Below are 11,690 nucleotides of genomic sequence, written 5' to 3'. Positions count from 1 at the left end.
TCCCCATGGTGAGCCCACCCGTCCCCACCGGGTCAGGCCCACACATCGCGTCACACCCCTGTCGCGCGGGGATTCCAGCGGGATGGACGGGCTTCGCCCAGGCTCAGCCGTTCGCGGGGGGGCGCTCCGGCAGCAGCAACTCCAGGATGCTCCGAGCCACCGCGTCCTTGGTCCCCTGAAGCTTCCTGGGCGAGCCGGCACGCGTCAACACCGTCACCCGGTTGGTGTCGGTGCCAAACCCCGCGCCCGGCGCCGTGACGTCGTTGGCGACAATCGCGTCCAGCCCCTTGCGCTCCAGCTTCTCGCGTGCGTGCTCCAGCACCCGCTCCGTCTCCGCGGCGAAGCCCACCAACAGCGGGCGACGGGCCTGTCCCGACACCTTCTTCGAGGCCTCCGCCAGCACATCCGGCGTGCGCACCAGCTTCAGCGTCTCCGGCCCGGAGACCGAGCCTTTCTTCACCTTCTGCGCGGCCCGCGACTCCGGGCGCCAGTCGCTCACCGCCGCCGTGGCGATGAACACGTCGACGTCCCCCACCCGCCCCAGGACTTCGCGCGCCATCTCCTCCGCGGACACGACGTCCACCACCTCCAGGCCCGTGCGGTCCACCGAGCCCACCGGGCCCAGCACCACCGTCACGGTGGCCCCCAGCGAGCGCGCCGCCTGTGCCAGCGCCAGGCCCATCTTCCCCGTGGAGGGGTTGGAGATGAACCGCACCGGGTCCAGGAACTCGCGCGTGGGGCCCGCCGTCAGCAACACCCGCTTGCCCGCCAGCGGCCCCGGGGCGAAGCGCGCGGCCACTCCCGCGACGATGGCCGGCACGTCCGCCAGTCGTCCCTCGCCCACGTCACCGCAGGCCAGCAGCCCCGCGCCAGGACCGACGAAGGTGAAGCGCGAGTGCGCCAGCAACGCGGCGACGTTCTCCTGCGTCATCGCGTTGTCCCACATCGCCACATTCATCGCCGGGGCCAGCACCACGGGCCCCCGGAAGGCCAAGAGCGACGTCGTCACCGCGTCGTTGGCCATGCCCGCGCGCACCCGCGCCAGCAGGTCCGCGGTGGCCGGGGCCACCACGAAGGCCTCCGCCCAGCGCGCCAGGTCCAGGTGCCCGAAGTTCCCCTCCTGCGAGGGGTCGAAATAGTCGGTGAGCACCGGATGCCCGCTGAGCGCCTGGAAGGTCAGTGGGGTGACGAACTGGCGAGCGGACTCCGTCATGGCCACCCGCACCTCGGCGCCCGCCCGTCCCAGCTCGCGCACCAGCTCGCAGGCCTTGTACGCGGCGATGCCACCCGCGACGCCGACGACGATGCGACGGCCCTTCAGTGCCGATACGTCCATGCGGCTTCCTAATGCGCCCGCCCGTCGGCTCGCAACCGAAGCCGCGCGCCAGGCGCCGCCGCCTCAACGCCCCAGCGTCAACTCGCCGCTCGAGGGCACATCCACCACGCGCACCTCCGGGCCTCCAGGCGTCTCCACATGGAACGCGCCCCACACCACGGTGTAGCGCCCGGGCGGCAGGCCCGACACGACGACCTGCTCGGAGCGCGGCTGGTAGACGAGGTGCGCCCACCGCGAGCGCATCAGCTCCTGCGCGGGCGGGTTCGTCGACACGGGGACCTCTCCCGCCACCACCCAGAGCGCCTTGCCCCGCTCGGGCTTGAGCTGCACCGTGAGCGACGCGCTCCCGGGCGAGGGCCCCAGGTCCAGGTGCATCTCCGCGCCGCCCACCTGGACCACCAGCGCCGGCTCCCCCGAATACTCGCGTGCCGAACCCAGCATGAACCGGTAGCTGCCCGGCGCCACCTCCACGGAGTACCCGCCGTCCGGTCCGGTGACGATGGTGAGCGGCTCGCCGCGGTCGCCATTCACCGCCTCGACCTCGATGCCCGCGGCAGGCTGGCCTCCCGTGCGGAACACGCGGCCACTCAGGCGGGTGGCCTGCTTCAACGTCAGCTCCAGCGCCGCGCGACTCCCTCGCTCCACCGCCTGGGTCGCGCTCAACCGGCCCTTGCGCGCGGACACGGTGTAGCGCGCGACATATGGGGGACTCGCCAGCGTGAAGCGGCCGTCCGGCCCCGACAGCACCGACTCGTCGCACACCTCGCAGGACACCACCGCGTCCGCCACTGGTCCGCCGCTCGCGTCGCGCACCAGGCCACTGATGCTCGGCAGCTTCTCCAGCACCAGGTCTCCCAATTCGGGTGACGCGGGACGGTCCACCATCAGCGGCTCGTAGCCGGAGGCATCCACCGCGACGATGACGCGGTCACCCGCCGTGGGCAGCGCCAGTTCGAAGCGGCCGTCCGGGCTGTCCACCTGATGCTCGTCCATCCGGAAGCGACGCACCGGCGCGCCGTCATCCCCGACGACGCGTCCCCGGAAGACATCGCGCTTCTTGAGCACGACCTTGACCGGCGGCCCGCCCGCCTTGCCCTCCGCGCGCTCCGTCTGGTCATAACCGGAGTGCTTCACCTCCAGGCGGTAGCCCCGGTCCGGGCGCAGCGAGCGGAACTCGAAGTGTCCCCGAGCGTCGCTCATGACGGGCTCCGCGCCGCGTGGCACCACCGACAACGAGGCCCCGGCCACGGGCTCGCCTTGCATGTCCACCACGTCGCCCGTCAGGGGCGCGCCGGGCTTCAGCTCCGCCTCCAGCTTGAGCGTCTGGCCATCCGCCACCGTCACCTGCCGCCGCTCGGAGGGCTGGTAGTCCGGATGCGAAGCCACCATCGAGTACGTCCCTTCCGGAAGCCCGCGCATGGGCACGACGCCGTCCGGACCGGAGGGCCTGTCGCTCCGGAAGATGCCTTCCTGGTCCACCCACAGCACCACGTCCGCGCCCTCGACGCGGCGACCACCGGACGACACCGTCACCTCCAGCGCGGCGTGTGGCTCCAGCGGAAGCTCGACGCCCGAGGCCGGCGCCGTCACCTTCACCTGACCACCGCCCCACTCCGAGTGGTGCGCGTGCAGTTCGTACAGGCCCGGCGTGGGCACCTGCGCGGAGAAGTGCCCTTCCCCGTCCGCCAGCACCGTCGCGCCCGTGGGCTGCACCAGCACGGACACGCGGGGCGCGGGGCGGCCGTATTCGTCCATCACCCGTCCGGTGATGAGCGTGGCGCGCTCCAGCTCCAACTCCAGCGTCGTCTCGCCCTTGCCCACGCGCGCGGGGAGCTGCGTGTCGCGGAAGCCCTCCGCCTTGCCCTCCAGCAGGTACTCACCGACAGCCAGCGGTCCCAGTTCCACCAGGGCGCCCGTGGCGGCGCGCTCGCGGCGGACCAGTTCACCCCGCGCGGTGCGCAGCATCAGCTCCGGAGCGGGCACGGGCTGGCCAGCCTCATCCACCACGGTGACGAGCAGCTTGCCCGCCTCTTCCAGCTCCAGCGTCACCTGCGTCACGCGCGCATCGAGCGTCAGCGTCCGCGGGGCCGAGCCCAACCCCGGGGCCTCCGCCGTCACCACCAGCTCATCCGGATACAGCCCGGTGAAGCGCACCACCTCGCCTTCGGTGCGCAGCTCACGCGAGAGATGGTCGGCACGCAGGCGCACCGTCGCGGCGGCGGGCTTGCCCTGTCGCATGACTCGGACCTCCAGCGTGCGCGCGGGCGTCAACTGCAACCGCACCGGCTGGGGCCCGGCCTCGACGTGAGCCTCCACGGCGGGCAGATATCCCTCCGCCATGGCCAGCACATAGAACGGGCCCTCGCCGAGTCCCTCCAGGGAGAAGACACCTTCCGCGCCGGACTCCGCCTCGAAGGGCAGCGGCACGCGGCGGGAGACGGCGTGCACGCGAGCGCCCAGGAGCGGCTGCCCCGCATCGTCCACCACCTGGCCGCGAATGGAGCGCAAGGGCGGCAGGTACAGCTCCACCGGGTCTCCCGGGGCGGCCCTGTCCCTCAGTGCCACCCCCAGGCCCGAGGCGCGGGCCCACACGGAGAAGGACACACCCACGAGGTGCTCGAACCGGAAGCGTCCTTCCGCATCCGTGAGCACCGTGGCGCGAGGACTGAGGAAGCCCCGCTGTTGTTCGAAGAAGGCGAGCGTGTGCAGCGTGGACTCGCGCGCGGGGCAGGACAAGAGGGCCTGGTCGCACTCATCGCAGCGCACGTCGACCAGCGTCCGCTCGGCGCTGGCCGCGAGGAAGACCTCCGCGCCCGACACGGGCTTGCCGGCCGAGTCCAGCACGCGGCCGGTGAGCGCCAGCCCCTCCTGGCCTGCCGAGGAGACCTCCACCGCGGAGAACTCGGGCAGCGACTTCGGCGTGGAATGCGGGGACGCGGTGGACGAAGTACTCCCAGGTCCGCTCTCGGAATGGGACCAGAGCCAGGCGGCCCCGGCCACCACCAGGGCTGACATCACCCCTATGAGAATCCAGTTGCGCATGCGCACGTCTCTCGGACCTTAGCCCGCGGCCGGGCCCGGAACGGGTGATTCCCACCGGAAATTCCGGACCTCGTCGTCTCCCGGACGCTCCCCCCATGACGCGTTCCCACCCGGTGGCCTGCGTTGCCACCGGGACGACACCGTCATGCGCCCGTCAGTGCTTCTCGTCGTCCTCGAGCGCGGTCAGGCGCTTCTCCACCTGCTCGAAGCGCGCGTTCGTCGAATCCGCCAGCGAGCCGAGCAGCCGGGCCATGCGGCCAGCGTGAGCATCCATTCGCTGGAGTCCGCCAGACAGGGCGCGAAGCTCGCCCACCACCGACTCCACGTGCGTCATCATGACATCCGCATTCGAGCGGAAGGAATCCATGTTCCGCCACATGACGTCCATGTTCTGCCGCGTGACGTCCATGCTCTGCCACATGACGTCCATGTTCTGCCGCATGGCGTCCATGTTGGACTGCATCACGCCCATGTTCTCGCGCATGACGCCCATGTTGACCTGCATCGCGCCCATGTTCTCGCGCATGGACCCCAGGCTCGTCAGCGCGTAGCTCATCCCCGACGACATGATGCGCGTATGGGTTCGCGTGGTCTTCATCTCCTCCCGGAGCTCCGCGACCTCGCCGATCAACCGCACCATCACGTCCCGCCCCACCGCCCTCGCCATGCGACCTCCCACCACGGTTTGGCGGGAAGGTACGTGGCGGGTCTGACGTGAACGGGACGAAGCAATAGGGGCACGACGCGTTCGCTCGCTCATGTGCGCGCCCCCTCACTCTTCCGCGAAGGGCTGGATGGCCTGCGCCACGGCGAGCTCCTGTCGGGCCTCGCTCAACTCCGAGTTGGTCGCGCGCAACCGGTCGCTCAGCACCTGCACGAAGCTCCAAAGCATCTTCACCGCGAGGATGGACTCGCGCTTCATCAAGCCCATCAAGTCCGGACGGGAGATGACCATGGTCCGGGTGGGCTCCGTCGCTCGCACCGTCGCCGAGCGCGGCGCGTTGTCGATGAGCCCCATCTCTCCGAAGTGCCCACCGGAGCGCAGCTCGGCGATCTCCACGCCGTTCTTTTCAATCGCCACCCGGCCCCGGATGACGACGAACAGCTCCTCGCCCGGCTGTCCCTCCACCACGATTTCGCGGCCCGCGGGATACGTGCGCGTGGTGGCGATGGACAGCACCGCCGTCTGCTCCTTGTACGTGAGGTGACGGAAGAGCGGAATCTTGCGCAGCGCCTCCATGCGCGACTGCGCTTCGCTCGTCTCCTCGTTCGCCATGGCCGCGCTGTCGCCGGCCACCTTCACCACCACCGCGGTGATGTTGTCCTTGCCGCCGCGCTCGTTCGCGACGTCGATGAGCCGCTTGGGCAGGTCCCCCGGCTGGAGCCCCGACACCAACGGCAGCATCTCCTCGTCCTCGACGTAGCCATGCAGGCCGTCCGAACAGAGGATGAACATGTCGCCGGGCACCAGGTCCACGATGAGCGTGTCCACCTGGACCGACTCCTGGATGCCCACCGCGCGCGTAATCACGTTGCGGTACTGCGACGTGGCCGCCTGCTCCTTGGTGATGGTGCCGGCCTTGAGCTGCGCGGCGACCAGCGTGTGGTCCTCCGTCAGCCGGTGACACTGACCATGTCTCACCAGATAGACGCGGCTGTCGCCCACGTGGCCGATGACGGCCTTGTTGCCTCCCACCGCCAGGCACACGAAGGTCGTCCCCATGCCCCGCTTGGTCGAGTCCGTCATCGCCGTGCGGTAGATGTCCGCGCACGCGCGCTGCACGGCCACTTCCACCAGCGCCGCCGCCGCGGACCGACTATCCGCCGTGGGGTTGTTACCCAGGTCTTTCAGCAGATGCCGGTTCGAGGTGATGTGCTGCTTGACCACCTCGGTGGCCCGATTGCTGGCGACCTCACCCGCCGCGTGCCCACCCATGCCGTCGGCCACCACGTACAGGCCGAGTGACACGTCCACCAGCATCGCGTCTTCGTTGTGCTGCCGCTTGCGGCCGACGTCGGTCAGTCCGAAGGCTTCTGTGGTCAAGGCCACCGCGAACACTCCCGTGTGTGACTGTAGGCGACTCCGCACGTTATGCAGGCCGCTGGAGACGTGGCAAGGCTCAGGGAGCCATCCGAATCGCGAGCATCCGGACAAAGCCGCTTGCCGTGTAGAACGCCAGCTCCACCTGTCCGAAGCGCAACCGGACACCGTCCTCCAGGAGGACGGGCTTGCGAGGGGCGAGCCGAACCCCGCCGAGCCATGAGCCATTCTTCGAGCCGGCATCCGTCAAGAGGATGCCCGCCTGGGCTTCGTCGCGGGCGAACCAGGCGTGGAAGCGCGACACGCTGCCGTCATCCAGCACCACGTCGTTGTTGCCCGTGCGGCCCACCGTGATTCCCCGCCCGAAGGCGTTCGTCCGGGACTTCACCACCGGAAACACCACCGGCTCGTTCGCCCCCAGCGTCGGCGGCCCCGCGTTCGTCACCGTCTTCAACCGGTACTCCTCCTGCTCCGACAGGCTCTCGGGCGGCGGCGAAGGCGAGAAGACGAGCAGCCCGGGCGGCAACTGCCGCTCGAGGTCGCCCCGGTTGCGCAGGTACCGCGAAACATGGGCGCTCAGCAGCTCGGGCATACGAGGGGCGCGGGAGGGGGAGATTCCCGCGAAACCCAGTCTACGCGGACTTTACCGCCAATCCACGAACAACCCGACCATGGGGCCGCCCACGAAGCTCCGGCCCAGGTAGCGCCGCTTGAGTCCGAAGGGCTCGCCGTAGCCCACGGTGAAGCCCGCGGCCATCTGCTCGAACTGGTAGCCCACCTGGATGCGGCCCTCGATGATACCCACGGTGTGCTTGTCCGGAGGCGCGCCGCCGTCGAAGTGGGCGCCATAGAAGACGGGCCCGCCCGTCACCTGGAACCCCCAGTGCAGGCTGTTGGGCAGGTGGTTGCGGTAGCCCACGCCCACCTGGGCGGTGTGCTCGTAGTACGAGCCCAGGAGCGTCTCGGGCTTGCCCGCCACCGGGTTCGGCATCGCGGTGCCCCACCCCAACCCACCTTCGACCAGGAAGACGAAGGCGTCCTTGCGGTCCTGGAAGAAGGCCCACTGCCACTGCACCTTCAGACGGGAGGTGAGCAGCTCATCCCGGAGCGAGGCGCCCAGGACGACGCCTCGAGGCAACCAGGCGGGCGTGGGCGAGACGTGCTCGCGTTTCGACCGGGACTTGGACTGGGCCTGGGCGGTGGAAACAAGACCCAGCGTAAAAACCAGCAGGACGAAGAGCTTGCGGTGCATAGGAACCCTCTTCCCGCCACGGAGCGGAGCGCTTGTCAACGAAGTGTTGGGTTGGCTATGACGCGTTGGTTACCTGCGGATGGGTACGGAGCCGGGCCTTGCCTGGAGCCGCCCACCATGGGGCACCAAGGAGCGGGACACCGCATGCCAGTCGTGACAGTCCGGGCCAGCAGCAAGCAGAGCCAGAGCTCGGCGAAGTTCGACACCTTGGTCCGCAAGGCCACGGAGAAAGCCTCCGACCTGCTGGGCCAGAGTGATCGCGTGCTCGTCGTCTACGAGAAGGGGTGCGCGAGCATCTACTACGAGGGCGATGGCGTGCAGCCAGCCCCCGTCGCCCGCGTCTCCTAGCAGTCGTCGTGAGGTTCCGCTCAGGGGCCCTCTTCATCGGGGCCCCTGATGCCGGAGGATGGAACGCGGAAAAGCGCGGGGGCGTCCTGAGGAAGTTCGCGACTGTCCTCTTTTCCCAAGGAACTCCGTGCGCCCGCTCCTCCTCGTCCCCGTCCTCGCGCTCCTGGCGTGCTCCACCTCTCGACCGCACGCGCGGGCGGAGGTCAGCGACGGCCTGTCGGCGCGGGGAGGTGCCCCGGGCGCGGCCATCGAGGGTCGGTCCATCATCCATCGCGCCTCCCTGCAGGTGGAGTGCGACGAGCCGGAGAAGGGGCCCGCGCGAGCCACCGCGCTGGCGAAGACCCACGGGGGCTATGCCCAACAGGTGATGACGGAGACCGTCCTGGTGCGCATTCCGGCCGAACAGTTGGAGGGCTTCCTGGCCGCGGTGCCCGCGCTGGGCACGGTGGCGAGCAAGAGTGTCTCCGCCGAGGACGTGACGGACGCGCACCGCGACCTCAAGGTGCGCCTGGACAACCTGACACGCATCCGCGAGCGCTACCTGGAGCTGCTCCAGCGCGCGGTCACCGTCGAGGACACGCTCAAGGTGGAGAAGGAGTTGGAGCGCATCACCCTCGAATACGAGACCGTCAAGGCGCACCTGGAGGGACTGGAGGGCAACATCACCCTGTCCTCGGTGTTCCTGGACTTCAAGCGACCGGTGAGCCCCGGGCCCCTGGGCTGGGTGTTCTACGGGCTCGGCAAGGGCATCAAGTGGCTCTTCGTCTGGGACTGACGCGTCACTCCCCCAGCTTCCGGTAGAGCGTGCGGCGGTTGATGCCGAGGATGCGCGCCGCGGCGGCCTTGTTGCCACCGTGCGCGTCGACGATGCGGCGCACGTAGGCCCGCTCCACGTCCTCCAGCGGCGGCTCCTCTCCTGTCGCACGTGAGAACAGGGAGCGCATGCCCGGGTCTCCAGCGCCGGGCAGGTCGAAGTCCTCGGGCACCAGCGTGTCGTGGTCCGTCATCGCCACCGCGCGTTCGAGCAGGTTGGCCAGCTCCCTCACATTGCCGGGCCACGCGTACCCCACCAGCCTGCGCATCGCCGCCGCCGACACGCCGAGCACCTCTCGCGCCTGGACTCCGCCGAGCCGTCCCAGGAAGAAGTCCACCAGCGGGACGATGTCCTCGCGCCGCTCGCGCAGCGGAGGCACCTCCAGGCGGATGACGTTGAGGCGGTAGTAGAGGTCTGGCCGGAAGCGGCCCTCGCGCAGCAGCTCCTCCAACGGACGATTCGTCGCGGCCACCACGCGTGCGCGCACCGTGACTTCCGCGCTCGCCCCCAGGGGCCGCACCTTGCCCGTCTCCAGCGCCTGGAGGAGCTTGGCCTGGACCTCCAGGGACAGCTCGCCCACTTCATCGAGGAAGAGTGTCCCCGCCCCCGCCGCCGCGAAGACGCCGGCCCGGTCCTCGCGCGCATCGGTGAAGGCGCCGCGCCGCGCGCCGAACAACTCGCTCTCCGCGAGTCCGGGCGGAAGGGTCGCGCAGTTGAGCTGGAGGAAGGGCTCGGAGCGCCGGGCACTCGAAGCGTGGACCAGGTGCGCGAGCGCGCTCTTGCCCGTCCCCGTCTCGCCAGTGAGCAACACCGTGGAGTCCGTGCGCGCGGCGCGGCGGGCCATCTCCAACAGCTTGCGCATCGCGGGACTGCGGGCCACGAGTCCTCCCGGCGCATCCATGGGCACGGCCGCGCGCAGGCGGACGATTTCTCGTCGGAGCTGACGCTCTCGAAGGGCGCGCTCGATGGAGAGCACGAGCACGTCGATGTTGAAGGGCTTGGTGACGAAGTCGCACGCCCCGGCCTTCACCGCGGTCACCGCCAGTTCGATGCTGCCGAACGCGGTGATGAGCAGCACGAGCTGCCCCGGCTTCTCCGAGAGGAGCGCCTCCAGCAACTCGGTGCCCCGCAGCTCGGGCATCTCCACATCGGAAATCACCAGGTCGAACGACTCCTCGCGAAACCGCGCGAGCGCCTCCGTCGGCGACGTGAAGCCCACCGTCGTGTAGCCACGCCCGGTCAGGCTCTCACAGAGGAAGTCCACCACTCCCGCGTCGTCATCCAGGACGAGCAGTCGCCGCTCCACCGCGCTCATGCCGCCACCTCTCCCCGCGAGTCATCGTCCGCGACTGGCAGATGCACCGTGAACTCACTGCCCGCACCCACCCGCGACGCCACCGAGACAGCACCTCCATGCTCGGCGACGATGGCCTTCACCACCGCGAGCCCCAGGCCCGTGCCACCCTGCTCGGGCCACGTGCTGAAGAACGGCTCGAAGATGCGCGACTGGCAGTCCGCGTCGATGCCCACGCCCGTGTCCACCACCACCAACCTCACGCCCTCACGCTCCCGCAGCGCTGGGGCGAGGCGGAAGGCGCCTCGTGCCAGCGACACCCGCACCGTCCCACCCCGAGGCGTGGCGCGGAGCGCATTGGTCAGGAGATTCAACGCCACCTGCTGCACGCCATCGGCATCCGCCAGGACAGCGGGCAGTGACGCCTCGCTGTCGAGCGCCAGCCGCACTCCTCGCTTGCGCGCATCCAACTCCAGCAACTCCACCACCGCGCGCACCGGCACGAGCACGTCGAGCGTCTCCATCCGCGTGGGCCTCCTGCGCGTCAACTCCAGCAACTGTCGCACCGTGCGGGTGATGCGCTCGGACTGCTCCACGAGGATGCCCGCGTTGCGACGGACGTCCTCGGGCAGCTCGGTCCTCGCGGCGAGTGCCTGCGCACGTCCGCCGAGGATGAGCAGCGGAGAGCCAATCTCATGGGCCAGTCCCGCGGAGAGCTGTCCCAACGTCGCCAGCTTGTCCACGCGACGCAGGCCCGTCTCCAGGGCGATGCGCGTCTCCACCTCCGCGTCGAGCCGTCCCCTCGCCTCCGCCAGCTCCTTCATCATCGCATTGAAGGCCTGGGTGAGTTCTCCCACTTCGTCCCGCTGATACGGCTGCACGGTGGCGGAGAAGTCACCGCCGCGCACCGTGCGCATCGCGCCCGCGACACGCGCCAGGGGGCGCTGGATGTACAGCAGCACCAGCAGCCACCCCACCAGCGAGATTCCCGCGATGAGCATCAGCACCGACAGCAGCGCGCTCAGCCGCGTGGCCTGGAGGTCCTGTCGCAAGCCATCCAACGGCTTCACCACCGCCAGCGCTCCCAGCGGCGCGCCATCATCTCCGCGCAACGGGAGGACGACGGACAGATGGGAGAGGCCCTCGGGCCCCTCGAATCGACTGACCACCCTGGAGGACGCCATCACCTCGTGGATGTCCGACTCGACGAGCAGGCGCGCCTGCGTTCCGCCCCAGGAGTGGACCTTCAGCCCTCCGCGTGCGTCGAAGACCAGCACGTCCACGCTCGGGTCTCGAAGCTCCAGCGACTCGAGCATCTCCCGCACGTCCGCGGACTGGCCGTCGCGCAGCGCGTTCTCCACCGCGACCTGGAGGGCGACTCCGAGCAAGCGGGACTCGTGCTCGGACGCCCCGCGCAGGTCCGCCTCCTCGCGCTGGAGCTGCCGGTAGCCGTGGGAGCCCAGGATGACGGCGCTCGTGAGCGCCAGCCCGAGCCCGAGCTTCGTCGAGATTCTCACCGCGCCGACTGTGGCGAAAGTGCACAGATGGTTCAAGATTCACCAC

The 11,690-nt window shown here is 69.8% G+C and carries 10 protein-coding genes; 2 read left to right on the top strand and 8 right to left on the bottom strand.

The features are described 5' to 3' along the window. Positions 1 to 103: 103 nt before the first annotated feature. The 6 genes from coaBC to HUW62_RS19525 form a co-directional block, all read right to left on the bottom strand. Positions 104 to 1,336: a bifunctional phosphopantothenoylcysteine decarboxylase/phosphopantothenate--cysteine ligase CoaBC gene (gene coaBC, locus HUW62_RS19550; RefSeq protein WP_176435285.1), complete on the bottom strand. Its 1,233-nt coding sequence runs from the start codon at positions 1,334 to 1,336 to the stop codon at positions 104 to 106. 63 nt (positions 1,337 to 1,399) lie between these two features. Further along, a complete protein-coding gene (locus HUW62_RS19545; protein ID WP_176435284.1) occupies positions 1,400 to 4,378 on the bottom strand; it encodes a carboxypeptidase-like regulatory domain-containing protein in 2,979 nt (992 codons plus the stop codon). A 154-nt stretch (positions 4,379 to 4,532) separates the two neighbouring features. Continuing rightward, entirely contained in the window at positions 4,533 to 5,045 is a 513-nt protein-coding gene (locus HUW62_RS19540; protein WP_176435283.1) for a hypothetical protein, read from the bottom strand. 105 nt (positions 5,046 to 5,150) lie between these two features. Further along, positions 5,151 to 6,437 (bottom strand): Stp1/IreP family PP2C-type Ser/Thr phosphatase, encoded by a 1,287-nt coding sequence (locus HUW62_RS19535; RefSeq protein WP_163864411.1) that lies wholly within the window; start codon positions 6,435 to 6,437, stop codon positions 5,151 to 5,153. Positions 6,438 to 6,498: 61 nt separating this feature from the next. Continuing rightward, a complete protein-coding gene (locus HUW62_RS19530) occupies positions 6,499 to 7,011 on the bottom strand; it encodes an FHA domain-containing protein (RefSeq protein WP_163864410.1) in 513 nt (170 codons plus the stop codon). A 51-nt stretch (positions 7,012 to 7,062) separates the two neighbouring features. Beyond that, positions 7,063 to 7,671, bottom strand: a complete 609-nt coding sequence (locus HUW62_RS19525; RefSeq protein ID WP_176435282.1) for a hypothetical protein — start codon at positions 7,669 to 7,671, stop codon at positions 7,063 to 7,065. 144 nt (positions 7,672 to 7,815) lie between these two features. On the opposite strand from HUW62_RS19525, the gene HUW62_RS19520 reads away from it, so the two are divergent. Both HUW62_RS19520 and HUW62_RS19515 read left to right on the top strand, forming a co-directional pair. After that, positions 7,816 to 8,019 carry a hypothetical protein gene (locus HUW62_RS19520; RefSeq protein ID WP_163864408.1) on the top strand — a complete coding sequence of 68 codons (204 nt, stop codon included), beginning with the start codon at positions 7,816 to 7,818 and terminating at the stop codon, positions 8,017 to 8,019. A gap of 127 nt (positions 8,020 to 8,146) precedes the next feature. After that, the gene (locus HUW62_RS19515) at positions 8,147 to 8,794 is read left to right on the top strand and encodes a DUF4349 domain-containing protein (RefSeq protein WP_163864407.1); all 648 of its coding nucleotides are present in this window, start codon (positions 8,147 to 8,149) and stop codon (positions 8,792 to 8,794) included. Positions 8,795 to 8,798: 4 nt separating this feature from the next. Here the strand turns inward: HUW62_RS19515 and HUW62_RS19510 are convergent, their stop codons facing one another. Together HUW62_RS19510 and HUW62_RS19505 are read right to left on the bottom strand one after the other, a co-directional pair. Further along, positions 8,799 to 10,148 carry a sigma-54 dependent transcriptional regulator gene (locus tag HUW62_RS19510; RefSeq protein WP_163864406.1) on the bottom strand — a complete coding sequence of 450 codons (1,350 nt, stop codon included), beginning with the start codon at positions 10,146 to 10,148 and terminating at the stop codon, positions 8,799 to 8,801. Next, positions 10,145 to 11,644: an ATP-binding protein gene (locus HUW62_RS19505; protein ID WP_176435281.1), complete on the bottom strand. Its 1,500-nt coding sequence runs from the start codon at positions 11,642 to 11,644 to the stop codon at positions 10,145 to 10,147. The genes HUW62_RS19510 and HUW62_RS19505 overlap by 4 nt, the downstream gene beginning before the upstream one ends. Positions 11,645 to 11,690: the final 46 nt, after the last annotated feature.

This window comes from Myxococcus sp. AM011, from assembly GCF_013372595.1.
In the GTDB taxonomy this organism is placed as follows: Bacteria; Myxococcota; Myxococcia; order Myxococcales; family Myxococcaceae; genus Myxococcus; species Myxococcus eversor.
Note: the sequence above shows the minus strand (reverse complement) of the source record. Positions and strands in the feature narration are given on the sequence as shown.

Coding starts and splice junctions, on each gene's coding strand:
- coaBC (WP_176435285.1), bottom strand. CDS start 1,336: ATGGACGTATCGGCACTGAAGGGCCGTCGCATCGTCGTCGGCGTCGCG.
- HUW62_RS19545 (WP_176435284.1), bottom strand. CDS start 4,378: ATGCGCAACTGGATTCTCATAGGGGTGATGTCAGCCCTGGTGGTGGCC.
- HUW62_RS19540 (WP_176435283.1), bottom strand. CDS start 5,045: ATGGCGAGGGCGGTGGGGCGGGACGTGATGGTGCGGTTGATCGGCGAG.
- HUW62_RS19530 (WP_163864410.1), bottom strand. CDS start 7,011: ATGCCCGAGCTGCTGAGCGCCCATGTTTCGCGGTACCTGCGCAACCGG.
- HUW62_RS19525 (WP_176435282.1), bottom strand. CDS start 7,671: ATGCACCGCAAGCTCTTCGTCCTGCTGGTTTTTACGCTGGGTCTTGTT.
- HUW62_RS19520 (WP_163864408.1), top strand. CDS start 7,816: ATGCCAGTCGTGACAGTCCGGGCCAGCAGCAAGCAGAGCCAGAGCTCG.
- HUW62_RS19510 (WP_163864406.1), bottom strand. CDS start 10,148: ATGAGCGCGGTGGAGCGGCGACTGCTCGTCCTGGATGACGACGCGGGA.